Raw genomic sequence first — 25,819 nt, 5'->3', positions numbered from 1 at the left:
CGGGCCGCACGCGCCCGACCATAACCATTTAAAGTGTGATCCGTCCCCTGCCATGGCGTAATTTTTAGCTATCAATTCAGTAGCTTCATAATCCTCGCCAGCGCGGCTTGCTGCGGGGGAAGGTGGCTCCCACGTGGTCATGTTTGTTACAAAGAAGGGTCTTGCATGCGTTCGGTGATCGGCGTCGGCCGGCTTGTCTGCCAGATTTCGATGGGCGCCCTGTCGCTGGGGCTGGCCACGGCGGCATGCGCCGCCACGGTGCAGGTCACCGTGCAGGACGGCGCCGGCAAGCCCTTGCCTGGTGCGGTGGCCTTCCTGGAGTCGCCCGAGGCCAAGCGCCTGGTGCGGCCCGTGGCCGGGGCGGAGATCGTCCAGCAGCGGATGCGCTTCAACCCGGACGTGCTGGTCGTGCCCGTGGGCACGGCGGTGAGTTTCCCGAACCGCGACACGGTGCGGCACCACGTGTATTCGTTCTCGCCGGCCAAGAAGTTCGAGCTCAAGCTCTATGCGGGCGTGCCCGCCAACCCGGTGCTGTTCGACCAGCCGGGCGTGGTGGTGCTGGGCTGCAACATCCATGACCAGATGGTGGGCTGGGTGCTGGTGGTCGAGACGCCCTATTACGCCCATGGCACCGCGCCCGACGGCAGCGTGCGCCTGGAGAACGTGGCGGCGGGGAGCTATCAGCTGCGCGTGTGGCACGAGGCCCTGCCGGTGGGTGCTGCGGCCCATGCCCAGGCCCTGACCGTGTCCGAACCCGGCGGCGCGCCCGTCGTGGTGCGTCTGGCGGCTGCAAAACCGTGACGTGCAGGGCGCTGCCGCGCAGCCTCATCTTCAGGCTGGTGGGCCTGTCACTGCTGCTGCTGCTGATCGTGCAGCTGGCCGGCTTCGCCGTGGTGCGCGCGACCATCGACCGCAACGCGCATGCGCAGATCGACGCCGCGCTGCAAGGCGACGAGCGCGCCTGGCCGCGCGTGCTGGAGCACAACTCCGAACGCCTCCGGCAGGGCGCGACCCTGCTGGCGGCCGACTACGGCTTCCGCTCGGCCGTGCTGTCGGGCGATGTGGAGACGATGCAGTCGGTGCTCGACAACCATGGCCGGCGCATCGGCGCCACCGTGACGGCGATGCTGGACCTGCGCCGGGCGCTGGTGGCCTCCAGCACCAAGGACGTGAGCGGCGAACATTCGGCAGCGCTGCTGCAGGCGGTGAGCCAGATCGGCGCCACCTCGCACACCGGCCGCGTCGTGGTGGTGGAGGGCGTGCCCTATCAATTCGTGATGGTGCCCATGCGGGCGCCGCTCACCATCGGCTGGGTGCTGATGGGTTTCCCGATCAGCCGGGCGCAGCTCGAAGAGCTGCAGCAGCTGCGCTCGGTGGACATCGCCTTGCTGGTAACGGGCGCCGGCGGCAGCCGGTCGGTGCCGGTCAGCACCTTGCCCGCCGAGGTGACGGACGAGCTGCGCCGGGCCGGCGCCGTGCATGAGCTGGACACCGCGCAGGGCGTGCTGCTGGCCCGCGTGGTTCCCATGGACAGCGTGGGCGGGCAGGTGGAGGCCGTGATCCTGCGCTCGGTGGACGAGGTCGTCGCCCCCTACCACCGGCTGCAGGTGCTGCTGGGCGCGATCACGCTGGCGGGCGTGCTGCTGTTCGCGGCGGCCAATGCCTGGATGGCGCACCGGCTCACCATTCCGCTGCGCTCGCTGATCGCGGGCACCCGGCGGCTGTCCAGCGGCAACTACGCCGTGCCCATGGAGCACATGGAGCGTCGCGACGAGATCGGCAACCTGGCGCGCGCGTTCGACCGCATGCGCCTGGATATCGCCGGCCAGCAGGCCGAGATCCACCGGCTGGCCCACACCGACCGCGTCACGGGCCTGCCCAACCGCGAGCATTTCCGCCGCCTGGTGGTGCAGGCGCTGGAGGCCGAGGGCCCGGCCGCCCGCTTCGCCGTGCTGTCGCTGGACCTGCACCGCTTCCGCCACGTCAACGGCGTGCTGGGCTATGCGGTGGGCGACCGCCTGCTGCGCGCCGTGGCCGAGCGCATCGCCGGACAGTTCCGCACCGATGCCGACGTGGGAGCCCGCGTGGGCGGCAATACCTTCGGCATCCTGCTGCCGGGCGCCGACGCCGAAGAGGCCGCCGCCGTCGCGCAACGGGTGCAGCGCGCCTTCGAGACGCCGCTGGCGCTGGGCGACCAGACGCTGGACATCAGCGCCGGCATCGGCATCGCCTGCTTCCCGGGGCCGGCCACCGATGCCGACGCCCTGCTCAACCATGCCGAGATCGCGATGTACGCCGCCAAGCAGCATCTGGGCGGCATCATGCAGTACGACACGTCCATGGACTCGTCGAGCCCGCAGAGCCTTTCGATGCTGACCGACCTGCGGCGCGCGGTGGAGCAGGGCGAGCTGCGGGTCTATCTGCAGCCCAAGGTGGGCCTGAGCGGCCCGCCGGGGTTCTCCGCCGAGGCGCTGCTGCGCTGGCAGCATCCCGAGCGCGGCCTGGTGCCGCCGATGCTGTTCATTCCCTTCGCCGAGCAGACCGGCTTCGTGCGCCAGCTCACGCTCTGGGTCTTCGGCGAGGTCGCCCGCCTGCTGTCCGGGCCCGCGCTGCGCGGCTCCGGCCTGCGCGTGTCGGTCAACCTCTCCGCCCACGACCTGCTGGACCCGGAGCTGCACAACAAGCTGGGCGCGGTGCTGCAGCGGCAGGGGCTCTCGGCCCGGTCGTTCTGCCTGGAGATCACCGAAAGCGCCATCATCGACGACCCGACCCGCGCCGCCGCCATGCTGCAGCGCCTGGCGGACATGGGCTTTCGCCTGTCCATCGACGACTTCGGCACGGGCTACTCGTCCCTGGGCTACCTGCGCCGGCTGCCGGTGCACGAGCTGAAGATCGACAAGTCCTTCGTCATGGGCATGGCCTCGGCCGACGGCGACGCGCAGATCGTGCGCTCGACCATCGACCTGGCTCACAACCTGGGCCTGACGGTGGTGGCCGAAGGCGTGGAAACCGATGAAGTGCTGCAGCGCCTGAAGGCCCTGCATTGCGACGATGCGCAGGGCTACTTCATCAGCCGGCCCTTGCCGGTGGATGCGTTCCTGGCCTGGATGGAGCGCACCCGTGCGCAGGAGGCGTCATCCGCTCTGTCCGGCGCGACACAATAGCGGCATGTCCGATACGCCGCCCCGCCGCACTCCGTCTTCCCCGCCCGCCGGCTCCGACCGGCCTGCCTCCAGCAGCGGCCCTGCATCGTCCCCCGCCGGGCCGCAGAGCCCGCCCGCCCGCCCCACGCTGCGCCGCCCGGCCGGCGCGCCGCCCGCGTCGGCACCCGTGCGCCGCGGCGCCACGCCTGCGCCGCGCCCCGCCGTCTCCGGCGGGCCCGGGCGCGGCGGCTTTGCCGCCCCCGGTGGTGGTGCCGGGCCGCGTGTGCCGCCCCGGCCTGCTCCGCAGGCTTGGGCCGCCCGCCCGCCGGCTGCGGTGCGCGCCCCGGCCGCGCCTGCGGCAGCGGCGGGGCCTGGCGATACCCAGCGGCTCAACAAGCGCATGGCCGAGCTGGGCCTCTGTTCACGGCGCGAGGCCGACGACTGGATCGCCCAGGGCTGGGTCAAGGTCAACGGCGAGGTCGCGCCCATGGGGCTGCAGGTGCGCCCGGGCGACCGCATCGAGGTCGAGCGCGTGGCGCAGGGCTTTCAGGAGCAGAAGGTCACTATCCTCATGCACAAGCCCATGGGCTACGTGAGCGGCCAGGCCGAAGACGGCCACACGCCGGCCGTGGCGCTCATCAACCCGCGCACCCACTGGCGCGAGGACCCGAGCGGCATGCGCTTTTCGCCGCCGCAGCTGCGGGGCCTCGCGCCCTGCGGCCGGCTGGACATCGACTCGGTCGGCCTGCTGGTGCTCACGCAGGACGGCCGCGTGGCGCGCCAGCTCATCGGCGAGAACTCCGAGGTGGACAAGGAATACCTGGTGCGCGTGCAGTACGGCGAGGTGGCCACCGACGTGCAGTCGGCGTTCCCGCGCGAGCAGCTGGCGCGCCTGTGCCACGGCCTTTCGCTGGACGGGCAGGCGCTCAAGCCCGCCAAGGTGGATTGGCAGAACCCCGAGCAGCTGCGCTTCGTGCTGACCGAGGGCAAGAAGCGCCAGATCCGCCGCATGTGCGAGCTGGTCGGCCTGAAGGTGGTGGGCCTCAAGCGCATCCGCATCGGCCGCGTGGTGCTGGGCAACCTGCCCGTGGGCCAGTGGCGCTACCTGGGGCCGAACGAGCGGTTCTGATTCCCGAAGCGCGGGGCTTCGCTGCCCCGGCCAGCGTTCGCAGGCATTGGCCGCCATTGAAGGGCGGGCTGGCGGGGCATGAGGGCCCGGGCGCCCTGCGCCCGCCGGGCCACGGAAAGATCAGTCGTCCGACAGCAGCGCCTGATAGATCACGGCACCGATGACCGCGCCTGCGATGGGCGCGACCCAGAAGAGCCAGAGCTGCGAGAGGGCGATCTCCGGACCGAACAGCGCCGGGCCGGTGCTGCGGGCCGGGTTGACCGAGGTGTTGGTGACCGGAATGGAGATCAGGTGGATCAGCGTGAGCGCCAGGCCGATGGCCAGGCCGCCGAAGCTCTCGGCCGCGCGCCGCGAGGTCGCCCCCAGGATCACCAGCAGGAAGACGGCGGTGAGCACCACCTCGGTGATCAGCGCCGCCATCAGGCCGTAGCCACCCGGCGAATGCACCCCGTAGCCGTTGGTGGCGAAGCCGCCGATGTCGGCGCCCGGCTTGCCCGTGGCGATCAGATAGAGCAGCCCTGCCGCCACGATGGCGCCCAGCACCTGCGCGGCGATGTAGCCCGGCAGGTCGGCCGCCCGGAAACGCCTGCCCACCGCCAGCCCGATGGAGACCGCCGGATTGAAGTGGCCGCCTGAGATCGGGCCGAAGGCGTAGGCGCCGGTCAGCACCGTGAGGCCGAACGCCAGCGACACGCCGAGCAGGCCGATGCCCCACTGCGGAAAAGTCGCCGCCAGCACGGCGCTGCCGCAGCCGCCGAACGTCAGCCAGAAAGTGCCGAGGAACTCGGCGGTCCATTTTTTGATGTTGCTTGGGTTGCCCACGGTGTGTTTTCCCTCGTCTGCTTGTTGGTTGGTTGGATGGATGCAAAAAAGCCCGCGATCGACGGGTCGGCGGGCTCCGGGAAATCTTAGGCAGGCAGGGGCTCGGGCAGGAGGGCGCCAATGTGAACAATGCGTTCCTTCGGGTGCAATCCACACTTCTTGATAATGGCGGGCTCGCCCCGATGTGTGCGGGCGTCGTGTTTTTCGTGAATCCTGTTTCAGTCACACACCTACCATGAGCAAGCAAACCCATTCCTTCCAGGCCGAAGTGGCGCAACTGCTGCACCTGGTCACCCATTCGCTGTATTCCAACCAGGAAATCTTCCTGCGCGAGCTGATCTCGAACGCCTCCGACGCGTGCGACAAGCTGCGCTTCGAGGCACTCAATGACAGCGCGCTCTACGAAGACGCGCCCAACCTCGAAGTGCGCGTGTCCTTCGACAAGGCCGCCAAGACCCTGACCATCACCGACAACGGCATCGGCATGAGCCAGCAGGAGGCCATCGACCACCTGGGCACCATCGCCAAGAGCGGCACCAAGGACTTCATGAGCCGCCTCTCCGGCGACCAGAAGCAGACCGCCAGCGAGCAGGGCCAGCTGATCGGCCAGTTCGGCGTGGGCTTCTATTCGGGCTTCATCGTGGCCGACCGAATCACCGTCGAATCGCGCCGCGCGGGCCTCAAGCCCGAAGAGGGCGTGCGCTGGATCAGCGGCGGCACGGGCGACTTCGAGGTCGAGACCATCACCCGCGCCCAGCGCGGCACCAGCATCATCCTGCACCTGCGCGATGACGCCGAAGAGTTCCTGAACGCCTGGAAGCTCAAGTCGATCATCGGCAAGTATTCCGACCACATCAGCCTGCCCATCCTGATGGAAAAGGAAGAGTGGAAGGACGGCGAGAACGATCAGCCCGGCGACATGGTCAAGACCGGCGAGTGGGAAGCCGTGAACAAGGCCAGCGCGCTCTGGACCCGCCCCAAGAAGGACGTGACGGCCGAGCAGTACCAGGACTTCTACAAGGCCATCAGCCACGACCACGAGAACCCGCTCACCTGGAGCCACAACCGGGTCGAGGGCAATACCGAATACACGCAGCTGCTCTACATCCCCGCCAAGGCGCCGTTCGACCTGTGGAACCGCGACAAGAAGGCCGGCGTGAAGCTCTACGTCAAGCGCGTCTTCATCATGGACGACGCCGAGGCGCTCATGCCCACCTACCTGCGCTTCGTCAAGGGCGTGATCGACTCCAGCGACCTGCCGCTCAACGTGAGCCGCGAGCTGCTGCAGGAAAGCCGCGACGTGCGCGCCATCCGCGAGGGCTCCACCAAGCGCGTGCTGGCCATGCTGGAAGACCTGGCCAAGCACGACCAGCATGCCGCCGGCGAGGGCGCCGACGGCGTGACCGATGTGGTGAGCGAGGAAGACAAGGCCAAGGAAGGCAAGTACAGCCAGTTCTACGCCGAATTCGGCGCGGTGCTCAAGGAAGGCCTGGGCGAGGACTTCGCCAACCGCGAGCGCATCGCCAAGCTGCTGCGCTTCCCGTCCACCACCACCGACAGCGCCACCGTCTCGCTGGCCGGCTACAAGGCCCGCATGAAGGAGGGCCAGGAGGCCATCTACTACATCACCGCCGACACGCTCGCCGCCGCGAAGAACAGCCCGCAGCTCGAGGTCTTCAAGAAGAAAGGCATCGAAGTGCTGCTGATGGCCGACCGCGTGGACGAGTGGGCCCTGAACTATCTGCACGACTTCGACGGCACGCCGCTGCAGTCCGTGGCCAAGGGGGCCGTGGACCTGGGCAAGCTGCAGGACGAAGCCGAGAAGAAGGCTGCCGAGGAAGCCGCGGAAAGCTTCAAGCCCGTGCTGGCCCAACTCAAGGAAGCGCTGAAGGACAAGGCGCAGGACGTGCGCGTCACCACCCGCCTGGTCGATTCACCGGCCTGCCTGGTTACCACCGAGGATGGCATGAGCACCCAGCTGGCGCGCCTGCTCAAGCAGGCCGGCCAGCAGGCTCCCGACACCAAGCCGGTGCTGGAGGTGAACCCGGAGCATGCCCTGGTCAAGAAGCTCGACGGCAGCGTGCATTTCCACGATCTGGCGCACATCCTGTTCGACCAGGCCCTGCTGGCCGAAGGCGGGCTGCCGGAAGATCCGGCAGCCTACGTCAAGCGTGTGAACGCACTCCTGTTGTAAATTTTTACAAAAGGCTTTGTCGGAAAAAAGCGATTCCTTAGGGTTGTTTATCCGTTTGTTAATGGAAAAAGACCATGAAATCAGGGCTTGGCGTTACGATTGCGACGCCTCGTCCTTTTTTATTGGGAGAATTTCATGAACTTCAAGAAACTCGGTTACTTCGTCGCTTCCGCAGCACTGGCTGCTGCTCCCGCTCTGTCGCACGCTCAGACGGAAGGCGCTGCTGCTTCCACCAGCACCTCCACGTCCACCACGGCAACCGCCGCCGGTGCCGGCGGTGCTGCTGGTGGCTCCGCTGCCACCGTGGGCGCACTGGGTGCCGTGAGCGCTGGCACCATCGCCGTCGGCGTGGTGGCTGTGGCCGCTATCGCTGCCGTCGCCGGTTCGTCCAGCGATTCCGGCACCACGGGCACCACGGGCACGACCCGCTAAGCTCTGCCGCTGGTGCAGCTGTCTGCCGCCCAGTCAAAACCCGGTTTCTACCGGGTTTTGTTTTTTGTGCCGTCGGCCTGCGTGATTGCCGCAGTGCTGGCGGGGTGCAGCGCGAGTTCTTCCACCTTGCAGGGCATGGTCAGCCGCTACGTGCTGCCCGGCGATCCGCTCGCCCAGGCACAGCTGGACCCGCGCCTGCGCTACCTGCGCGTCGATACCTCCCAAGGGGGCGCCGCCCTGATGGCGCTGGGTTATCTCGATCCCGTGAAGGATGATCCCCAGGGCGCGCCCGAAGAGGTCTGGTACAGCGCTTCCAAGGAGGTGCTGCGGCTGCGCCATGGGCGGCTTGCTGGTGCCACCGGCCTGCCCCGCGAATGGCGCGACGTGAGCTTCTCCGCCGTGCCTTCCTGGCGCAGCGTGCTGGAGCGCCCGTCGCTGGGCTCCTATCAGCGTGTGCGCGACAGCATGCCCGGCGCGCTGACCGGCGTGAAGGACTCCGTCACCATCCGCCCCATCGCGCCGCCTGGCAAGACGCTGGTGTCGGTGCAGGTGCCGGCGTCGGTGCAATGGTTCGAAGAGGTCGCCGTCACACGCCCGCCGGCTGCGCAGCTGCCGGCCTCGCTGTTCGCGGTGGACCTGTCCAATGGTGCCGAGCGCGTGGTGTATTCCCAGCAGTGCCTGGCCGTCGATCTGTGCCTGGCTCTGCGCCCGGTCACCGCCGCTGCGCCGTCTCCGGCGGCTGCTGCCTCGCGCTGATCTCGTCTCCCTTTAGCTAGCCGGATGTCCTCGTGCGCCCATCGTTGACCTGTTCGTTGTCGTGCCGGCGCCGCTGGCCCCTCTCCGCCTTGGCGGCTTCGCTTCTTGCGGGCCTGGGGCTGGATGCCTGGGCCGCCGAGCCCGTGCCCCCTTCCACGACGCCCGAGCGCGCAAGCGCCTGGCTGCTGCGGCAGCCCGCGGAGCGCTACGACGGCGGCGCCGCCTGGCTGGTGCCGGCGGAAAAGCCTGCGCAACAGGCCTTGCGCAACCAAGTCGTGGACGGCCTGCGCGCCTTGCCGCTGGACCATCCCAACGGCCTGCCCCGGCTGGCCGATTGGTTGGCGGGGCTGCCGGTGACCGGCCGCGCGGCGCTGGCTTCGGCCGATGCGCGCTGGCTGGAGGTCCATCCCGACCAGGACCCGGTGCTGCTCCAGGGGGGCGACTCGCTGGAGCTGCCCGAGCGTCCGCGCACCGTGACCGTGGTGCTCGAGAACGGGGAGCGCTGCCGCGTGCCCGCGCAGGCCGGCGGCATGGCCTTCGACTATGTGCGCGCCTGTGTGGCCGATGCCGCCGACCGCGACGTGGTCTGGATCGCCCAGCCCGACGGCCGCACCTATCGCTACGGCACAGGCCTCTGGAATGGCGAGGCGCAGGACCCGCCGGCCGCAGGCGCCTGGATCTGGGCGCCGGCGCGGCAGAGCCGCATTCCGGCCTCTTTGTCCGATGCGCTGATCCGCTTGCTGGCGACCCAGGGCGCGGCACCCGACACCCAGGGCTATTCCGTGCCGCCGGTAGCGAACAGCCTGCCCGACGGCGGCGGCGTGCGCCAGCGCGCGCTGCCGCTCACGGCCAGCGACTGGGGCGAGATTGGCCTGCTGCAGACCCCTACCGCGCGCATGGAAGCCGCCGGGGATACACGCCTGAGCATCAGCCGCACCACGCCCTACACGCGCGCCACGGTGATGTTCCAGCCACTGGACTGGATCGAATTCGGCTTCCGCTACGTCACCGTAAGCAATCAAGATTACGGCATCGCTATCTCCAGCCAATCTTTCAAGGATAAGAACTTCGACGTGAAACTGAGGCTCCGGGAGGAGTCTCGCTACCTGCCAGGCATTGCGGTCGGTGCCCGCGACATCGGCGGCACCGGGCTCTTTTCGGGCGAATACGTGGTGGCCAGCAAGCGCACCGGCAATTTCGACTGGAGCCTGGGCCTGGGCTGGGGCTATCTGGGAGCGCGGGGCAACCTGAAGAATCCGCTGTCGGTCGTCAGTGACCGGTTTTCCACGCGTCCTGCCGGCAGTACGGCCTCGGGCGGCACATTGGAATCCACCAGCTATTTCCGCGGTCCGACCAGCCTCTTCGGCGGCGTGCAGTGGCAGTCGCCCTACCAGCCGCTGGTCGTCAAGCTCGAATACGACGGCAACAACTACCAGCGTGAGCCTTTCTCCGCCACCTTCAGGCAGCGCGTGCCGATCAACGTGGGCGTGGTCTATCGCTATTCCCCGCACATCGACATCTCGGCGGGCGTGGAGCGCGGCGACAAGGTGAGCTTCGGCATCACCTTCCATGGCGGGCTGAACCGCTTGCAGTCGCCCAAGCTGTTCGACACGCCGGCGCCCGCCGTGCAGGCCGCGCGGCCCGCGGCGCAGGCGTCCTGGAACGATCTGTCGTCGCAGATGAACCGCGACACGGGCTGGCGCGTGACGGAGGCGGTGCGCGAGGGCGACACGCTGCGCGTGAGCGTGAGCGGCGCCACCGGCCTGTACCGCTCCGGGCATTTCGACCGCCTGGTGGCCTATCTGCACCGCGATTCCGCGGCCGACGTGAACCGCTTCGTCATCGACTTCGTCGAGCACGGCATGGTCATGGGCAGCAAGACCATCGACCGTGCCGACTGGGTCGCGCTTCATACCGAGGCGCAGTCGCCCGCCCAGCGGCAGGCGCTCGGCGGCGACGTGCCGACGGCCCCGCTGGCCGACATCACGCCCCCGGCGCAGCCGCAGCAACGGCAGGCCAGCGCTGCGCCTGCTGCGCCCGCCCCGGCCGGCGCCAGGACGGATGCCGGCTTCTGGCGCAGCGCCGACGGCCGCTTCACCGGCGGCCTGGGCCCGAGCTTCTGGCAGACCCTGGGCGGCCCGGACAGCTTCGTGCTCTACCAGATCGGCATCAAGGGCGATGCCGAATACCGCCTGACGCGCAGCACCTGGGTGAATGCCTCGGCCAACCTGCGCGTGATCGACAACTACGACAAGTTCAAGTACACGGCGCCCAGCAATCTGCCGCGCGTGCGCACGCTGGCCCGTGAATTCGTCACCACCTCGCGTTTCACGCTGAGCAACCTGCAGATCACCCATGCCGAGCAGTTGGGCGGCAACCATTTCGCCAGCATCTACGGCGGCCTGCTGGAGCCGATGTACGGCGGCGTGGGGGCCGAATACCTCTACCGCCCGCTGCGCAGCCGCTGGGCCTTCGGCGTCGATGTGAACCGGGTGCGCCAGCGCGCCTTCGAGCAGAACTTCAGCTTCCGCGACTACCAGGTCACCACCGGCCATGCCTCCATCTACTGGGACACGGGCTGGAACGGCGTGAACGTGCGACTGAGCGCGGGCCAGTACCTGGCGGGCGACAAGGGCGCCACGCTGGACGTGAGCCGGCGCTTCGCCAACGGCGTCGTCATCGGCGCCTATGCCACCAAGACCAACGTGTCGGCCGCGCAGTTCGGCGAGGGCAGCTTCGACAAGGGCCTCTACGTGTCCTTCCCGTTCGATGCGATCCTGCCGCGCTCCACGCCGACCACCGGCACCATCTTCTGGACGCCGCTCACGCGGGACGGCGGCGCGCGGCTGGCGCGCACGCAGACGCTGTATTCGGTGACCTCGGCCCGTGCGCTCGACGCCTTCAGCGCCGGCCCGCCGCCGGAGGACCGCCTGCGCTCGGGCGACGACGTCTTCACGCCGCGCAAGGACTGATTCAGCCCGGCCCTGCGGCGGTGGGGCAGGGGGGTGACGCCCCTGCGCTCATGCCGCCAGCGGCGCCTCGCCCATGGCCTCGATCTGCTCGTGCAGCATGTCCACCTGGCCGCGCCAGTAGTCGCTGCTGCCGAACCAGGGGAAGTTGATCGGGAAGATCGGGTCGTCCCAGCGCCGCGCCAGCCAGGCGCTGTAGTGGATCAGGCGCAGCGTGCGCAGCGGCTCGATCAGCGCCAGCTCGCGGCGGTCGAACGGACGGAACTGCTCGTAGCCGTCCAGCAGCGCCGACAGCTGCAGCGTGCGCTGGCGGCGATCGCCCGAGAGCAGCATCCAGAGATCCTGCACGGCCGGGCCGGTGCGGGCGTCGTCCAGATCGACGAAGTGCGGGCCGCCGCGGCCGGTGTCCTCGTCCACCGGCGTCCAGAGCACGTTGCCCGGGTGGCAGTCGCCGTGCAGGCGCAGCAGCTGCGCGTCTTTCAAGCCAAAATGGCCGTGAGCGCCCTTTCCGTCGAGGCATGCAGCTATCAAATCAATAGCTTTCTGGCAGGCGCCTTGCCAGGCGGAGCGCTGGTCCAGCGGGATGATTTCATGCTCCATCAGCCAGGCCAGGGGCTCGCGGGCCAGCGTCTGCAGGTCCAGGGCCGGCCGGTGGACGAAGGGCCGGGCGGCGCCCACGGTGTGGATGCGCGCGAGGAAGCGGCCGATCCACTCCAGCACCTCGAAGTCGTCCAGCTCGGGCGTGCGCCCGCCGCGCCAGGGGCTGACCGAGAACGCGAAGCCGGCATGCTGGTGCAGCGTGCGGCCCGCGATGGACAGGGGCGCGACCATGGGGATTTCGGCCTCGGCCAGCTCGGCGGCGAAGGCGTGCTCTTCGAGGATCTGCGCCTCGCTCCAGCGCCCCGGGCGGTAGAACTTGGCGACCACCCGCGTTCCGTCATCTTCCAGCGTGGCCTGATAGACCCGGTTCTCGTAGGAGCCCAGGGCCATCAGCCGGCCGTCGCCGTAGAGGCCGACGCTGGCCAGCGCATCCAGCACTAGGTCCGGCGTGAGGACCGCGTAGGGATGGTGGGCGCTGCCGGGTGTGGCGTTGGGCGAGGAGGAGGCGGGAGGCATCTGCATGCCTCCATTGTCTGCCTCTGCGCCGGGGCGGGCCGATGCAGGGTTGTGGACCACCCATGAAAAAAGCCGCCAGCGCTTGAGAGACAAGCGCTGGCAGCTCTTTTGTCGATAGCGCCGGAGCCCGCAGGCCCCGCCTACCGGGCGATCAGACCAGGGTGATGGTCACGTCGATGTTGCCGCGGGTGGCGTTGGAGTAGGGGCAGACCTGGTGGGCTGCGTCCACCAGTTCCTGGGCCTTGGCCTTGTCCACGCCGGGCAGGGAGATGTTCAGGCGTGCGGCGATGCCGTAGGCGTTGGGGATGGGGCCCAGGTCCACTTCGGCGTCGATCGACACGTCTTGCGGCACCGTCACGCCCACCTTGCTGGCGACGGCCTTCATGGCGCCGATGAAGCAGGCGGAGTAGCCGGCGGCGAACAGCTGCTCGGGGTTGGTGCCCGTGCCGCTGGTGCCGGGGGAAGACAGCTTCACGTCCAGACGGCCATCGTCGGTGCGCGATGCGCCATCGCGGCCGCCGGTGGTGTGGGCGCGGGCGGTGTAGAGAACTTTGTCGAGCGTGGTCATGGTGCGTTCCTTGAGGTTGCTTGGGGTGGAGAAAAAAGCCTAACAGGCCGGTGTGAAACGAAAGAAGAGGCTGGCGGGCGGTGGCTGTGGCCGCCGCTTCAGGCGGGCGGCGCGGCCTGGCGGCCCAGGCGGTCGCGCAGCGCGGTCAGCTGCCCTGTCAGGGCCGTGAGCTCGTGCAGCGTGCATTGCGTGCGTTCCAGCACGCAGTTGGGAATGCGCTCGGCCTGCTCGCGCAGGGCCCGGCCCTGCGCCGTGAGGCTGATGCGCACGCGGCGCTCGTCTTCGGCATCGCGCAGCCGGCTCAGGTGGCCCGAGGCTTCGAGCCGCTTGAGCAGCGGGGTCAGCGTGCCGGAATCGAGGAACAGGCGCTCGCCCAGCTCGGAGACGGTGACGCCGTCGCGCTCCCAGAGGGTGAGCATCACGACGTACTGCGGGTAGGTCAGGCCGATCTCGTCGAGCAGCGGCTTGTAGAACTTGGTCATGGCCAGCGATGCCGAATACAGCGCGAAGCAGACTTGGTTGTCCAGTTGCAGCAGGGCGGTGCTGGGTATCGCGGCAGTGGCTGGGTGGCGGGGCATGGGTTGAATTATTGCTGGCAATTGAATTGCGTGAAATTTAAATTCAAGGAGACCATCTTCTGGGAGTGGTCTTTGGCGCCTCGAACCCGGCATGGTGCCTGGTGCGCTGCATCGCAGTCACCCCCTGCCGGAAACGCCGAAGGCCTCCCACCTCATAGGGGGGGAGGCCTTCGGCCCCGCTGGGCAGCGAGCGGCAGGGAGCGTGTCAGGCGCCGCTGGGCTGCGAAGCGGTGGCCATCAAGGGGCGTTCCATGGCGGCCTTGCGGCGATGGCCCGCGATGAAGACGCAGACCGCCAGCGCCGCGACCAGGCCCGGCACGGCGAAGGCCAGGAAGTTCATCTTGAGCGGCAGCGCCGCCGCCACCAGCGAGCCGCCCAGCAGCGGCCCCACGATGGCGCCGAGCCGGCCGACGCCCGAGGCCCAGCCCAGCCCCGTGGAGCGGATGGACAGCGGATAGAACTGCGCCGTGTTGGCATAGAGCAGGATCTGCGTGCCGATGGTGGTCGCGCCCGCCACGGCGATCAGCAGGTAGAGCACGGGCATGGGGCTGTTGAAGCCCAGCAGCGCGATGGAGGCCGTGCCCAGGGCGAAGTACGTCACCACCACCTTGGGCAGGCTGAACCGGTCGCCCAGCCAGCCGCCGGCGATGGCGCCCACCACGCCGCCGAAGTTCAGCACCAGCAGGAAGGACAGGCTCGACCCCAGGCTGTAGCCGGCGTTGGCCATCAGCTTGGGCAGCCAGGAGCCGAGCGCATAGACCATCAGCAGGCAGCAGAAGAACGACAGCCAGATCATCAGCGTGCCCAGGGTGCGCCCTTCCTTGAAGAGGTCCAGCATCGGCACGCCCGTGGTTTTGGCGCCGGACTGGACCAGCTGCGTGTCGGCCCCCAGCCGCAGGCCCGGATCGACATGGCCCAGCATCGCGCGGGCCTGCTCGTGCCGGCCCTGGCGCAGCAGGAAACCGACCGATTCGGGCAGCTTCCACAGGATGACGGGCAAAAGCAGCAGCGGCAGGGCCGCCACGAAGAACATGGATTGCCAGCCGAAGCGCGGCAGCATGTAGATGCCCAGGCCGGCGCAGAGCACGCCGCCCAGCGAATAGCCGCTGAACATGATCGCGACCAGGGTGCTGCGGGCGCGCCGGGGCGCGTACTCGTTCATCAGCGCCACGGCATTGGGCATCAGGCCGCCGCAGCCCAGGCCGGCGATGAAGCGGTAGATGCCGAACTCGGTCGGCGTGGTGGCCAGGCCGCTCAGGAAGGTCGCCACGCTGAACAGGGCGAAGCTGGCGGCGATGCCCTTCTTGCGCCCGATGCGGTCGGCCAGCGGGCCGAAGACGAAGGCGCCGAACATCATGCCGAAGAGGGCATAGCTGCCCAGCGCGCCGGCCTGCACCGGCGTGAGCTGCCACTGCTGCATCAGCACCGGCAGCACCACGCCGTAGATGAAGAGGTCGTAGCCGTCGAAGATGAGCAGCAGTGCGCACAGGCACATCACCATCCAGTGAAAGCGCGTGAAGCGCGCGCCATCGATGACCTCGTTGACGTCCAACGTTTTCATGCTTGTCTCCTTGTGTTGTAGTGGGGGCGGGCGTGCGGGGCCCCTGGCCCGCGGGTGCGGTGCTTCAGCCCTGGTCGCCGCCACCGACGGGGAGCACCGTCCCCGTGATGTAGGAGGCCCGGTCCGATGCGAGAAAGAGAATCGCCTCGGCCTGTTCGTCCAGCGTGCCGTAGCGCTTCATCAAGGTGCTGGAGACCGTCTGGTCCACGATCTGCTGGTACCAGGCCTGGTCCTGCCGGCCCAGGCGGCTGGTATTGCGCGGAATGCGGCGCGGCGGCGCCTCGGTGCCCCCCGGCGCCACGGCGTTGACGCGGATGCCGCGCTCGCCGTTCTCGAAGGCCAGGCAGGCCGTGAGCGTATTCACGCCGCCCTTGGCCGCGCCGTAGGGCGCGCGGTGGATGCTGCGCGTGGCGATGGACGAGACGTTGACGATGGCGCCCTTCTTCTTCTTGAGCATGTAGGGCAGCACGGCCCGGCAGCACCACAGGGTCGGGAAGAGCGAGCGCCGCACTTCGGCCTCGATCTCCTCGGGGCGGTAGTGCTCGTAGGGCTTGGTCCAGATGGTGCCGCCCACGTTGTTGACCAGCACGTCGATGCGGCGGAAGGCCTTGTGCGCCTGTGCCGCGGCATCTTCCGCGCCGGTGAACTGCTCCAGATCCGCCTCGATCGCGATCACGCCGCCGGTGCCGCAGGTGGCCAGGAGTCGCTCGCGCAGTTCATGCACCAGCGGCGAGCGGTCCACCAGGGCGAGGCGTGCGCCCCGCTCGGCGGCCAGCTCGGCCACCCGCTGCCCGATGCCCTGGGCCGCGCCGGTGATCAGCATGGCCTGGCCTTTGAAGAGGTCGTTCATGCGACGGCCTCCAGGGCGGGGGCGGCAGCCGCCGCGTTGGGGGTGAACTTCTCGTAGTGGAAGTGCGCCGGCTCCAGCCCTGCGGCCTGGAAGTGCTTCTGCACGGCATCCACCATGGGCGGCGGGCCGCAGAGATAGACATCCACCGCTCCGCCGTGCAGCACCTCCTGCGGCATGTGCTGGGTCACGTAGCCCTGGCGCGAGTGCGTGGTCTGCGGGTCCGCGACGCAGGTGGCAAAGCTGAAGCCGGGAATGCGTTCGGCATAGGCCTGCAGCCGGTCCACCAGCACCAGGTCCTGGTCCCGCGTGACCCCGTAGATCAGATGCACCGGCTGCCCGGACGGTTGGCGGGCCAGCACTTCCAGCATGGAGAGAAAGGGCGCGAGCCCCGTGCCGCCGGCCAGCAGGAGCAGCGGGCGCGCCACGTCGCGCAGGTAGAAGCTGCCCAGCGGCCCGGTGAGCTGCAGCGGCTGGCCCGGTGCGGCGCCTTCGAGCCAGCGGCTCATGAGGCCGCCCGGCACCTGCTTGATCAGGAAGCGGATGCGCTGCTCGCCCGGCGCCGAGCTGAACGAATACGAGCGGTGCTGCGCGCTGCCCGGCACGCCGATGTTCACGTACTGGCCCGGCAGGAAGTGGGGCGGCGCCTGCGGCAGATCCAGCGCCAGTTCGTAGGCCGCATCGCCGAGCGCCGTGACCTCGGCGACGGTGGCCGTGAACTGGGCCATGCCCGTCTTGCAGGCGGTGGAGGGCACGGGCACGGCGATCACGCAGTCCGCGCGGGGCACCATCTGGCAGGTCAGCACCAGGCCCTGCGCGGCCTCGTCCTGCGTCAGGGCCTCGTCGATGTAGTCGTCGCCCAGGTCGTAGCTGCCGGCCTCGGCGCGGCACTTGCAGGTGCCGCAGACGCCGTCGGAGCAGTCCATGGGCAGGTTGATGCGCTGGCGGAAGGCGGCGTCGAGCACCTTCTCGCCGGCCCCGCAGTCGATGAAGCGGGTGACGCCGTCCTCGAAGTTCAGGGCAATGCGGTGGCTGGTCATCGTGGTCTTCTCCTGCGTGTCAGAGGTGGTAGATGTCGATGACCTGGCGGATGTAGTCGTCCTTGAGGACGATCTTCTTGCGCGCGATCAGGTAGCCGCCGTCGCCCTGCTTTCGCAGCGTGGCGAAGACGGTGCCGAAGAACTGGTCGGTCTTCTGGTAGCGGTGGCTCAGCGTGTGGAAGTTGTAGCGCACGTCCACGGCATCGCCGCGCTCCTGCAGCACCTCCACGTTGGCGATCATGTGGCTGGTGCGCGGCTCGGGCATGGAGGCGCTGGAGCGTTCCGTCTGGATGCGGAAGACGCGGTCTTCCAGCCCGTTGCGGTTCGGGTAGTAGATCAGCGAGATCTCGCGCTGGGGGTCTTCGGTCAGCCGGTCGTCGTCGTCCCAGGCCGGCATCCAGTACTCCACGTCGGGGGCGTACAGCTCCAGCCAGGCGTCCCATTCGCGGTCGTCCAGATGGCGTGCCTCGCGGTAGAGAAAGGCGCTGATCGCGGCGTGGCCGGTGGGGTGGGCGGCGCCGCTCATGGCTGCACCTCCTCGCGCTCCTGCTGCACGGCCTGGCGCAGGGTCTTCACCCAGTAGTCGTGCTGGCAGACGAAGAGGCCCTCGTCCTCGCTGCGGCTGCCGCTGAGCAGGGGCGACATGCCCATCTTCCTGGCGTTCTCGTCGGGCCCCTCTGTCCACAGCGGGGCGCCGCGGCTCAGGTCGTTCCACGGCGCATTCCTGCCGGCGTAGCCGCTCTGGCAGGCGCGGAACTCCTCCAGGTCGTCGGCCGTGCCCATGCCGGAGACGTTGAAGAAGTCCTCGTACTGGCGGATGCGGATGGCTCGGTTCTCGGCGCTCTCGCCCTTGGGGGCGAAGCAGTAGATGCTGATCTCGGTCTTGTCCACGCTGATCGGGCGGGTCACGCGGATCTGCGTGGAGAACTGGTCCATCAGATAGACGTTGGGGTAGAGGCAGAGATTGCGCGTCTGGCTGACGATGAATTCGGCCCGGTCTTCGCCCAGGCGTTCCTTGAGCGCTTCGCGGTGGCTGTACACCGGGCGGACCTCGGGGTTCATCGTGCGCGTCCACAGCAGGATGTGGCCGTTCTCGAAGCCGTACACGCCACCCACGCTCCGGCTCCAGCCGTTGGCATCGACGGCCTTGGTGCCGCCGTCCTTGCGGCGCCCCATGGTGGCCGCATAGTTCCAGTGCACGGAGCTGACGTGGTAGCCGTCGCTGCCGTTCTCCATCTGCATCTTCCAGTTGGCGTCGTAGGTGTAGGTGGAGCTGCCGCGCAGCACCTCCAGCCCCTCGGGCGCCTGGTCCACGATCTGGTCGATGATGACCTTCGTCTCGCCCAGGAAGTCCTCCAGCGGCTGCACCTCGGCCTTCAGGCTGCCGAACAGGAAGCCCTTGTAGCTTTCGAAGCGGGCCACCTTCTTCAGGTCGTGCGAGCCGCCGGTGTTGAACTGCACCGGGTACTCGGTGGTCTTCTCGTCCTTGACCTTGAGCAGCTTGCCGGCGTTGTTGAAGGTCCAGCCGTGGAACGGGCAGGTGAAGCTGCCCTTGTTGCCGTGCTTCTTGCGGCACAGCGTGGCGCCGCGGTGGGCGCAGGCGTTGATCATCGCGTTGAGCGTGCCGTCCTTGCCGCGCGTGATGACGATGGGCTGGCGGCCGATGTAGGTCGTGAAGTAGTCGTTGATCTCGGGGATCTGGCTCTCGTGCGCGAGATAGACCCAGTTGCCCTCGAAGATGTGCGTCATCTCGAGCTCGAACAGGGCCGGGTCGGTGAAGATGTCGCGGCGGCAGCGGAAGACGCCGGCGTCCCTGTCGTGCTGCAGGGCCGATTCCAGCAGCTGCTCGATGTGGCCGTGCCGTGGCGTGGATGCGGTCGGGTTCATGGGAGGTCCTCGTGGGGTGCGTTCATCCGCCGCGGCCTGGCGCCGCGTCGCGGTGTGTGCGGGAAGGATGGAAGGCCCCGCCGTCGGGGGGCCTTCAGGCCGTCAGGCGGCGAGCCGGGGGCGGTTCACGAGCTGGTTGTCCACGCCGTCCACCAGCGCGCTGAGCGTGATGTCGAAGTGGATTTCCGCGAACGGCCCGGTCAGGCCGTGGGCCTGGATGCTGGCTGCGTCCGTGCGCTCGACCAGCGGCGGGATCAGGCCCTCGCGGGTGGCGTAGGCGAAGTCGTCATGCACCAGCGGGTCGCCGTCGATGTTGATCTGCGTGGTGAGCTTGCGATGGCCTTCCGCCGTCACGAAGAAGTGGATGTGCGCGGGGCGGTTGCCGTGCCGGCCCAGCCGCTGCAGCAGCACGTGCGTGGGGCCGCCGGGCGGCACGCCGTAGCCCGCGGGCACGATGCTCTGGAACTTGTAGCGGCCCTGGGCGTCGGTGACGATGGTGCGGCGCATGTTGAACGGCTTCTGCTCGCCGGTCGGGTCGAAGTGGGAATAGAAGCCCTTGGTGTTGGCATGCCAGACCTCCACCGAGGCGCCGGGCAGGGGCTGGCCGTCGGCGCCGAAGACCGTGCCGTGCATGATCAGCGTGTGGCCCTGCTGGTCGCTGCCGTCGTCCAGCCGCGCGAAGCCCTGCGCCACGGGCGCACCGGCCACGTACAGCGGGCCTTCGATGGTGCGCGGCGTGCCGTTTTCCACGCCCAGCGCGGCGTCCTCGGCGTCCATGCGCATGTCGTAGTAGCGGTCCAGCCCCAGGCCGGGAGACAGCAGGCCGGCTTCGCCGCGCGTGCCCAGCTGGTTGATGTAGGCGACGCCGGCCCAGTATTCGTCGGAGCTGATGTCGAGGTCCTCGATCGCCTTGAACAGGTCCGAGAGGATGCGGTGGACGATCGCCTTGGTGCGCGCGTCGCCGCCTTCTTGCGTGAGGCCGCTGGCCAGGCGCAGGAAGTCCTGGACCTCGGCGGTGTTGAAGATCTTGGTGCTCATGGGGGGTCTCCGTTCTGTGGGGTTGTGGATCGTTGGTCGTGGGAAGCGGCAGGCGGGCCCTGGCCGCGGTTTCAGGCCGCCTGGGCGGTCGCCGGGCCCACGCTGGTGCGGGGCCGGTCGCGGCGGAAGTGCCGCACGCGGTCTTCGTCCAGCGCGATGCCGAGCCCGGGTCCGCCCGGGATCTGCAGCTCGAAGTCCTGGTAGGCGAGCGGCTGGGTCAGGATCTCCTCGGTCAGCAGCAGGGGGCCGAACAGCTCGGTGCCCCAGCGCAGCTCGCGGAAGGTCGAGAACACGTGGGCTGAAGCGATGGAGCCCACGGCGCCTTCCAGCATGGTTCCGCCGTACAGCCCGATGTGCGCCGCATCGGCGATGGCCGCCACCTGCTGCGCGGCCAGCAGGCCGCCCGACTGTTCGGTCTTGATGGCGAACACGTCCGCGCCGCGGGCGCTGGCCAGCGCGAAGGCCGAGGCCGGCCCGGTCAGCGATTCGTCGGCCATGACGGCGATGGGGTACTTGCCGGTCAGCCGCGCCAGCGCATCGGCGCTGCCGACGGGCTGCTCGACCAGTTCGCAGCCGGCATCCACCAGCCCGGCCAGCCCGTAATGCGCTTCCAGCTCGGTCCAGGCCATGTTCACATCGACGCGCACGCTGGCCTCATCGCCCAGCGCCTGCCGGATCGCCGCCACGTGCACCACGTCGTCGCGCACGGGCTTGCGCCCGATCTTGAGCTTGAAGATCCGGTGCCGGCGCGTGGCCAGCATGCGCTGCGCCTCGTCGATGTCGCGCGCCGTGTCGCCGGACGCCAGCGTCCAGGCCACCGGCAGGCGATCGCGCAGGCGGCCACCCAGCAGCTCGGACACCGGCAGGCCCACGCGGTGGCCCAGCGCATCGAAGAGGGCCGTCTCGACGGCGCATTTGGCGAAGCGGTTGTCGCGCACGGCCTTGCCCAGCCGCGCCATCAGCGCGGCGACCCGGCTGGCGTCCGCGCCCAGCATCAGCGGGGCGAAATAGGTGTCGATGGCGAGCTTCATGCCCTCGGGCGATTCGGCGCCGTACGCCAGGCCGCCGATGGTCGTGCCTTCGCCGATGCCCACCGTGCCGTCCGAGCAGTGCACGCGCACCAGCATCAGCGTCTGGCCGTGCATGGTCGCCATGGACAGCTGGTGGGGGCGGATGGTGGGCAGATCGACCAGCATGGTCTCCACCTTGTCGATGACGGCGGTGGAGTGGGCGGTGGCGCTGGCCAGGGACGAGGTGGCGTTGGTGGGCTGCATGGCTGCCATTGAACGGCAGCCACCCTCTGCCGATCCAATACCAAATTGATCTTGATCAATACCTTTTAAGTATGGTTCGTCTGAATATTCATAAATAACAAGTACTTAGAATCTGTGCATTCACCGGAGGTATGGTTTACCCGAATGGATCTACGTCAATTGCGCTATTTCGTGGCCGTGGCCACCACCCGCAACTTCACCCGTGCGGCGGAGGAAATGCACATCGCGCAGCCGCCTCTCAGCCGGCAGATCCAGCTGCTGGAAGAGGAGCTCGGCGTGCAGCTCATCCAGCGCAACAGCCGGCCGGTGCGCCTGACGGAGGCGGGGCGGCTCTTCCACGAGCAGTCGCTGCAGGTGCTGCAGCGCGTCGATCAGATGAAGATGAGCGCGCGGCAGGCCGGGCGCCATCTGCGGCAGTCGATCTCAATCGGCTACGTGGGCTCCACGCTCTACGGCGGCCTGCCGATGCTGGTGCGCATGTTCCGCCAGCGCTACCCCGATACCGACGTGCACCTGGTGGACCTGAGTTCGGTCCAGCAGATCAGCGAACTCAAGACCGGCCGCATCGACCTGGGATTCGGCCGCATCAGGACCAACGACACGTCGGTCGCGCGCACCGTGCTGCGCGAGGAGCGGCTGGTGCTGGCCATGCCGCCCGGATCGCCGCTGGCTGCGGACCGGGGGCGGGTCAGCCTGCGGGAAGTGGCGCACCAGCGCCTCATCGTGTTTCCGAAGGAGCCGCGGCCCAGCTATGCGGACCACGTGCTCGGGCTGCTGCACGACCAGGGCATACCGCTGGCCGAGATCCATGAGGTGCGCGAGCTGCAGGCGGCGCTGGGCCTGGTCGCGGCGGAAATGGGGGTCTGCATCGTGCCCGCCGCCGCGCGGATGCGCACGGACCTGGCCTACCGGCTCATCGAAGACGAGGGCGCCACCTCGCCGATCATCCTGAGCCATCGCCTGAACGACGATTCCTGGTACGTCGCGGCGGTCAAGCAGCTCATCGCCGAGATGTATGCGCAGAACCCGCCGTGGCTGGATTTCGACACCAACGCCTTCCCTGCGCAAAACGCCGCCGGCCTGCCGCAGGCGGCGGGGGCGCCCGGCCGTGGCAAGCCGCGGGCCCGCCAGCGCGGCGGCCCGCCGGCGGGGGGCGCCGGGCCCGCTCAGTAGCGGTAAACGCCCTGGCCCGTCTTGCGGCCCAGGCGGCCGGCGGCCACCATTTCCTTGAGCAGCGGGCAGGGGCGGTACTTGCTGTCGCCGAACTCGTCCAGATAGACGTTCATCACGGCCAGGCACACGTCCAGGCCGATCATGTCGGCCAGGGCCAGCGGGCCGATGGGCTGGTTGCAGCCCAGCTTCATGCCGGCGTCGATGTCCTCGGGCGTGGCCAGGCCCTCGGCCAGCACGAAGAAGGCCTCGTTGATCATCGGCACCAGGATGCGGTTGACCACGAAGCCCGGCGCGTTCTTCACCGTGATGGGGCTCTTGCCCAGGCGTTCGGCCAGCGCCTTCACCGCGTCGTGCGTGGCGTCGCTGGTCTGCAGGCCGCGGATGATCTCCACCAGCGCCATCATCGGCACCGGGTTGAAGAAGTGCATGCCGATGAAGCGGTCGGGCCGCGAGGTGGACGCTGCCAGCTGCGTGATGGAGATCGACGAGGTGTTGGAGGCCACGATCACCTCGGGCGCCGCGATCGCATCCACCTGCTTGAGGATCTTCACCTTGAGCTCGTGGTTCTCGGTGGCGGCCTCGATGATGAGCTGCGCGGCCTGCAGGTCGTCGTAGCTGGTCGAGGTCTTGATGCGCGCCAGCGCCGCGTCCTTGTCGGCGGCGGTGCACTTCTCCTTCTTGATGAGCCGGTCCAGGCTGCCGGCCACCGTGGCCAGGCCCTTTTGCACGGCGGCGTCCGAAATGTCCACCATCACCACGTCGATGCCCGACACCGCGCACGCCTGTGCGATGCCGTTGCCCATGGTGCCCGCGCCGATGATGCCGACGGTCGTGATCGTCATGTGAATGTCCCTTGCGTGTCTGTCTGGTTGGCTGGAAGGAAAAGAGGGGGAGGCCGGCAGGCCCTGGCGCATGGTAATCGGCAATCCGCGGCGGGGCCGCAATGCGCGTGACAGCCGGGCATGGTCCCGGCGGCCCGCCGGTGGTACAAGCCCAGGCAGGAGGCATCCACCATGTTCGACTACATCGTGATCGGCGGCGGCTCGGCCGGCTGCGTGCTGGCGGGCCGGCTGACGCAGGACCCGGCCGTGCGGGTCTGCCTGCTGGAAGCCGGGCCGCCCGATGCCAGCGCCTTCATCCACTGCCCGGGCGGCCTCGCCGTGCTGAACCGCATCCCCTCGCTCAACTGGAACCAGCACACCACGCCGCAGCCCGGACTGGGCGGGCGCCGGGGCCTGCAGCCGCGCGGCCGGGTGCTGGGCGGCTCCAGCTCCGTCAACGCCATGATCTACGTGCGCGGCCAGCCGGCCGACTACGACTGGTGGGCACAGCAGGCCGGCAACCCCGGCTGGGGCTGGCGCGACGTGCTGCCCTGCTTCCTGCGCGCCGAAAACAACGAGCGCGGCGCCAGCGACTGGCACGGCACGGGCGGCCCGCTGAACGTGGCCGACCTGCAGGCGCCGCACCGCGTGGCCCGCGCCTTCGTGCAGGCGGGCGTGCAGGCCGGCCACGCGCACAACCCCGACTTCAACGGCCCCGCGCAGGAAGGCGTGGGCCTCTATCAGGTCACTCACCGTGGGGGCGAGCGCTTCAGCGCCGCCAAGGCCTATCTGACGCCCCACCTCGGCCGCGCCAACCTGCGCGTGGAAACCGGCGCCCGGGCCACGCGCATCCTCTTCGAAGACCGGCGCGCCGTGGGCGTGCAGTACCTGCAGGGCGGTGCGCTGCACACCGTGCGGGCCGCGCACGAGGTGCTGCTGTCGGCCGGCGCGCTGCTCTCGCCGCAGCTGCTGATGCTCTCGGGCGTGGGCCCGGCGGCGGAGCTGCAGCGCCACGGCATCGCCGTGCTGCACGAGCTGCCCGGCGTGGGCGAGCATCTGCACGACCACCCCGACGTGGTGCAGGTGGTGGACGCTCCCGCGCTCACCGACCTGTTCGGCCTCTCGCTTGCCGGGGCGCGCCACCTGCTGCGCGGTGTGCGTGAATGGCGGGCGCGGCGCACCGGCCTGCTCACCACCAACTTCGCCGAAGCGGGCGGCTTCATCAAGAGCCGCCCCGAGGAGCCCGCGCCCGACCTGCAGCTGCACTTCGTCATCGCCAAGCTGCTGGACCACGGGCGCGAGTTGAGCTGGGGCCACGGCTATTCGTGCCACGTCTGCCTGCTGCAGCCGCGCAGCCGGGGCCGCGTGACCCTGGCCAGCGCCGACCCGCAGGCCCTGCCGCTGGTGGACCCGGCCTTCCTCACCGACGAGGACGACCTGCAGCGCCTGGTGCGCGGCGTGCGGCGCATGCGCGAGATCCTCTCGCAGCCCGCGCTGGCCGGCCTGGGCGGGCGCGAGCTGGCCCGGTCCGCCAGTGCGCAGAGCGATGCCGAGATCGCCGCTTTCGTCCGCCGGCATGCCGACACCGTCTATCACCCGGTGGGCAGCTGCCGCATGGGGCCCGGGCCGCTCGACGTGGTGGATGCGCAACTGCGCGTGCACGGCCTGCAGGGCCTGCGCGTGGTCGATGCCTCCGTCATGCCGCGCATCGTGAGCGGCAACACCAACGCGCCGACGATCATGATCGCGGAGAAGGCGGTGGACCTGCTGCGGGGCGGCGGCTGAAGGACGAAAGGCGCTGGCCGCGCCGCTGGGCTGGCCCCAGAAGATGTCTCGTGGCACGCACGTTGCTTGGAGTAGGGGCCCTATCCGACACGGAAGTTTTCAGCCCATGAACCGCAACGACGTCACCGAGAAGATCATCGGCACCAAGGTGCTGAAAGGCCTGCAGTGGCACGACATCGCCAGCCAGGTCGGCCAGTCCAAGGAATGGACGACGGCGCTCTGCCTGGGGCAGATGACCGCATCGCCGGAACAGGCCCGGGTGCTGGGCAGGATCTTCGATCTGACCGACGAAGAGCAGAAATGGCTGCAGGTGGTGCCCTACAAGGGGTCGCTGCCCACGCCCGTGCCCACCGATCCGTTGATCTACCGCTGGTACGAGGTGGTGAGCGTGTACGGCAGCACCATCAAGGAGCTGATCCACGAGGAGTTCGGCGACGGCATCATGAGCGCCATCGACTTCAGCATGGACATCCAGCGCGAGGCCGACCCCAAGGGCGACCGCGTGAACGTGGTGCTGTCGGGCAAGTTCCTGCCGTACAAGGCGTATTGAGGGGGGAGCACGCCGCCTGGGCGGCTGCGCGGCTTCTCCCGCAGCGTCTGGGTGCGGGCCGCCGCGGCGTGAGCTGCACGGGTGCCGGGGCACGCAGTCGCTCTATCATCGCCGGCTGCAGCACCCGCCTGGCGGG

22 protein-coding genes are annotated in these 25,819 nt (G+C 69.0%); 10 read left to right on the top strand and 12 right to left on the bottom strand.

Features of this window, described 5'->3' with window-relative positions:
- Positions 1–165 precede the first annotated feature (165 nt).
- From BM070_RS20105 to BM070_RS20095, 3 genes are all read left to right on the top strand, one after another.
- The gene (locus tag BM070_RS20105; RefSeq protein ID WP_245785313.1) at positions 166–801 is read left to right on the top strand and encodes a methylamine utilization protein; all 636 of its coding nucleotides are present in this window, start codon (positions 166–168) and stop codon (positions 799–801) included.
- The gene (locus BM070_RS20100) at positions 798–3,164 is read left to right on the top strand and encodes a putative bifunctional diguanylate cyclase/phosphodiesterase (protein WP_092941232.1); all 2,367 of its coding nucleotides are present in this window, start codon (positions 798–800) and stop codon (positions 3,162–3,164) included. The genes BM070_RS20105 and BM070_RS20100 overlap by 4 nt, the downstream gene beginning before the upstream one ends.
- A 379-nt stretch (positions 3,165–3,543) precedes the next feature.
- A complete protein-coding gene (locus tag BM070_RS20095; RefSeq protein WP_245785316.1) occupies positions 3,544–4,272 on the top strand; it encodes a pseudouridine synthase in 729 nt (242 codons plus the stop codon).
- A 120-nt stretch (positions 4,273–4,392) separates the two neighbouring features.
- On the opposite strand, the gene aqpZ is transcribed toward BM070_RS20095, so the two are convergent.
- On the bottom strand, positions 4,393–5,094 hold the full coding sequence (gene aqpZ, locus BM070_RS20090; protein WP_092941228.1) for an aquaporin Z: 702 nt from the start codon (positions 5,092–5,094) through the stop codon (positions 4,393–4,395).
- A 235-nt stretch (positions 5,095–5,329) separates the two neighbouring features.
- On the opposite strand from aqpZ, the gene htpG reads away from it, so the two are divergent.
- The 4 genes from htpG (at position 5,330) to BM070_RS20070 (ending at position 11,448) form a co-directional block, all read left to right on the top strand.
- Positions 5,330–7,288, top strand: coding sequence for a molecular chaperone HtpG (gene htpG / locus BM070_RS20085; RefSeq protein WP_092941226.1), 1,959 nt, complete (start codon positions 5,330–5,332; stop codon positions 7,286–7,288).
- A gap of 135 nt (positions 7,289–7,423) precedes the next feature.
- Complete coding sequence (locus BM070_RS20080) at positions 7,424–7,720, top strand: hypothetical protein (RefSeq protein ID WP_092941225.1); 297 nt, start codon at positions 7,424–7,426, stop codon at positions 7,718–7,720.
- Between the two features lie 135 nt (positions 7,721–7,855).
- A complete protein-coding gene (locus tag BM070_RS20075) occupies positions 7,856–8,476 on the top strand; it encodes a YjbF family lipoprotein (protein ID WP_092941223.1) in 621 nt (206 codons plus the stop codon).
- A gap of 89 nt (positions 8,477–8,565) precedes the next feature.
- Positions 8,566–11,448 carry a YjbH domain-containing protein gene (locus BM070_RS20070; protein WP_092941221.1) on the top strand — a complete coding sequence of 961 codons (2,883 nt, stop codon included), beginning with the start codon at positions 8,566–8,568 and terminating at the stop codon, positions 11,446–11,448.
- A 48-nt stretch (positions 11,449–11,496) separates the two neighbouring features.
- Here BM070_RS20070 and BM070_RS20065 read toward each other — a convergent pair whose 3' ends face one another.
- The 10 genes from BM070_RS20065 to BM070_RS20020 all read right to left on the bottom strand — a co-directional run bounded on the left by BM070_RS20065 (position 11,497) and on the right by BM070_RS20020 (position 21,354).
- Positions 11,497–12,567 carry a serine/threonine protein kinase gene (locus tag BM070_RS20065; protein WP_245785312.1) on the bottom strand — a complete coding sequence of 357 codons (1,071 nt, stop codon included), beginning with the start codon at positions 12,565–12,567 and terminating at the stop codon, positions 11,497–11,499.
- A gap of 145 nt (positions 12,568–12,712) precedes the next feature.
- Entirely contained in the window at positions 12,713–13,129 is a 417-nt protein-coding gene (locus BM070_RS20060) for an organic hydroperoxide resistance protein (RefSeq protein ID WP_092941219.1), read from the bottom strand.
- Between the two features lie 98 nt (positions 13,130–13,227).
- Entirely contained in the window at positions 13,228–13,707 is a 480-nt protein-coding gene (locus tag BM070_RS20055; RefSeq protein ID WP_092941217.1) for a MarR family winged helix-turn-helix transcriptional regulator, read from the bottom strand.
- 205 nt (positions 13,708–13,912) lie between these two features.
- On the bottom strand, positions 13,913–15,268 hold the full coding sequence (locus BM070_RS20050; protein ID WP_092941215.1) for an MFS transporter: 1,356 nt from the start codon (positions 15,266–15,268) through the stop codon (positions 13,913–13,915).
- Between the two features lie 64 nt (positions 15,269–15,332).
- Positions 15,333–16,118, bottom strand: a complete 786-nt coding sequence (locus tag BM070_RS20045; protein ID WP_092941213.1) for a 1,6-dihydroxycyclohexa-2,4-diene-1-carboxylate dehydrogenase — start codon at positions 16,116–16,118, stop codon at positions 15,333–15,335.
- Complete coding sequence (gene benC / locus BM070_RS20040) at positions 16,115–17,155, bottom strand: benzoate 1,2-dioxygenase electron transfer component BenC (protein WP_092941211.1); 1,041 nt, start codon at positions 17,153–17,155, stop codon at positions 16,115–16,117. The genes BM070_RS20045 and benC overlap by 4 nt, the downstream gene beginning before the upstream one ends.
- Positions 17,156–17,174: 19 nt before the next feature.
- A complete protein-coding gene (gene benB / locus BM070_RS20035; protein WP_092941209.1) occupies positions 17,175–17,681 on the bottom strand; it encodes a benzoate 1,2-dioxygenase small subunit in 507 nt (168 codons plus the stop codon).
- On the bottom strand, positions 17,678–19,042 hold the full coding sequence (locus BM070_RS20030; protein WP_092941207.1) for a Rieske 2Fe-2S domain-containing protein: 1,365 nt from the start codon (positions 19,040–19,042) through the stop codon (positions 17,678–17,680). Before BM070_RS20030 ends, benB begins: the two co-directional genes overlap by 4 nt.
- A 102-nt stretch (positions 19,043–19,144) precedes the next feature.
- A complete protein-coding gene (gene catA / locus BM070_RS20025; RefSeq protein ID WP_092941205.1) occupies positions 19,145–20,080 on the bottom strand; it encodes a catechol 1,2-dioxygenase in 936 nt (311 codons plus the stop codon).
- Between the two features lie 71 nt (positions 20,081–20,151).
- Complete coding sequence (locus BM070_RS20020) at positions 20,152–21,354, bottom strand: muconate/chloromuconate family cycloisomerase (RefSeq protein WP_092941339.1); 1,203 nt, start codon at positions 21,352–21,354, stop codon at positions 20,152–20,154.
- A 144-nt stretch (positions 21,355–21,498) separates the two neighbouring features.
- Between BM070_RS20020 and BM070_RS20015 the strand changes: the two genes are divergently transcribed.
- Positions 21,499–22,527, top strand: a complete 1,029-nt coding sequence (locus BM070_RS20015) for a LysR family transcriptional regulator (RefSeq protein WP_092941203.1) — start codon at positions 21,499–21,501, stop codon at positions 22,525–22,527.
- Here the strand turns inward: BM070_RS20015 and BM070_RS20010 are convergent.
- Positions 22,521–23,369 (bottom strand): 3-hydroxybutyryl-CoA dehydrogenase, encoded by an 849-nt coding sequence (locus BM070_RS20010; protein WP_092941201.1) that lies wholly within the window; start codon positions 23,367–23,369, stop codon positions 22,521–22,523. The genes BM070_RS20015 and BM070_RS20010 overlap by 7 nt on opposite strands.
- A gap of 171 nt (positions 23,370–23,540) precedes the next feature.
- Between BM070_RS20010 and BM070_RS20005 the strand changes: the two genes are divergently transcribed.
- Positions 23,541–25,133 (top strand): GMC family oxidoreductase, encoded by a 1,593-nt coding sequence (locus BM070_RS20005; RefSeq protein ID WP_092941199.1) that lies wholly within the window; start codon positions 23,541–23,543, stop codon positions 25,131–25,133.
- Positions 25,134–25,239: 106 nt separating this feature from the next.
- Positions 25,240–25,683, top strand: coding sequence for a cyanase (gene cynS / locus BM070_RS20000; protein WP_092941197.1), 444 nt, complete (start codon positions 25,240–25,242; stop codon positions 25,681–25,683).
- Positions 25,684–25,819 lie beyond the last annotated feature (136 nt).

Origin of the sequence: Paracidovorax wautersii (assembly GCF_900113035.1) — a bacterium.
Lineage (GTDB): Bacteria > Pseudomonadota > Gammaproteobacteria > Burkholderiales > Burkholderiaceae_C > Paracidovorax > Paracidovorax wautersii.
The sequence above is the reverse complement of the archived record's forward strand: the minus strand, read 5'-3'. Positions and strand labels throughout refer to the sequence as shown.

Coding starts and splice junctions, on each gene's coding strand:
- BM070_RS20105 (WP_245785313.1), top strand. CDS start 166: ATGCGTTCGGTGATCGGCGTCGGCCGGCTTGTCTGCCAGATTTCGATG.
- BM070_RS20095 (WP_245785316.1), top strand. CDS start 3,544: ATGGCCGAGCTGGGCCTCTGTTCACGGCGCGAGGCCGACGACTGGATC.
- htpG (WP_092941226.1), top strand. CDS start 5,330: ATGAGCAAGCAAACCCATTCCTTCCAGGCCGAAGTGGCGCAACTGCTG.
- BM070_RS20080 (WP_092941225.1), top strand. CDS start 7,424: ATGAACTTCAAGAAACTCGGTTACTTCGTCGCTTCCGCAGCACTGGCT.
- BM070_RS20075 (WP_092941223.1), top strand. CDS start 7,856: ATGGTCAGCCGCTACGTGCTGCCCGGCGATCCGCTCGCCCAGGCACAG.
- BM070_RS20065 (WP_245785312.1), bottom strand. CDS start 12,567: ATGCAGATGCCTCCCGCCTCCTCCTCGCCCAACGCCACACCCGGCAGC.
- BM070_RS20060 (WP_092941219.1), bottom strand. CDS start 13,129: ATGACCACGCTCGACAAAGTTCTCTACACCGCCCGCGCCCACACCACC.
- BM070_RS20055 (WP_092941217.1), bottom strand. CDS start 13,707: ATGCCCCGCCACCCAGCCACTGCCGCGATACCCAGCACCGCCCTGCTG.
- BM070_RS20050 (WP_092941215.1), bottom strand. CDS start 15,268: ATGAAAACGTTGGACGTCAACGAGGTCATCGATGGCGCGCGCTTCACG.
- BM070_RS20045 (WP_092941213.1), bottom strand. CDS start 16,118: ATGAACGACCTCTTCAAAGGCCAGGCCATGCTGATCACCGGCGCGGCC.
- benC (WP_092941211.1), bottom strand. CDS start 17,155: ATGACCAGCCACCGCATTGCCCTGAACTTCGAGGACGGCGTCACCCGC.
- benB (WP_092941209.1), bottom strand. CDS start 17,681: ATGAGCGGCGCCGCCCACCCCACCGGCCACGCCGCGATCAGCGCCTTT.
- BM070_RS20030 (WP_092941207.1), bottom strand. CDS start 19,042: ATGAACCCGACCGCATCCACGCCACGGCACGGCCACATCGAGCAGCTG.
- catA (WP_092941205.1), bottom strand. CDS start 20,080: ATGAGCACCAAGATCTTCAACACCGCCGAGGTCCAGGACTTCCTGCGC.
- BM070_RS20020 (WP_092941339.1), bottom strand. CDS start 21,354: ATGCAGCCCACCAACGCCACCTCGTCCCTGGCCAGCGCCACCGCCCAC.
- BM070_RS20015 (WP_092941203.1), top strand. CDS start 21,499: ATGGATCTACGTCAATTGCGCTATTTCGTGGCCGTGGCCACCACCCGC.
- BM070_RS20010 (WP_092941201.1), bottom strand. CDS start 23,369: ATGACGATCACGACCGTCGGCATCATCGGCGCGGGCACCATGGGCAAC.
- BM070_RS20005 (WP_092941199.1), top strand. CDS start 23,541: ATGTTCGACTACATCGTGATCGGCGGCGGCTCGGCCGGCTGCGTGCTG.
- cynS (WP_092941197.1), top strand. CDS start 25,240: ATGAACCGCAACGACGTCACCGAGAAGATCATCGGCACCAAGGTGCTG.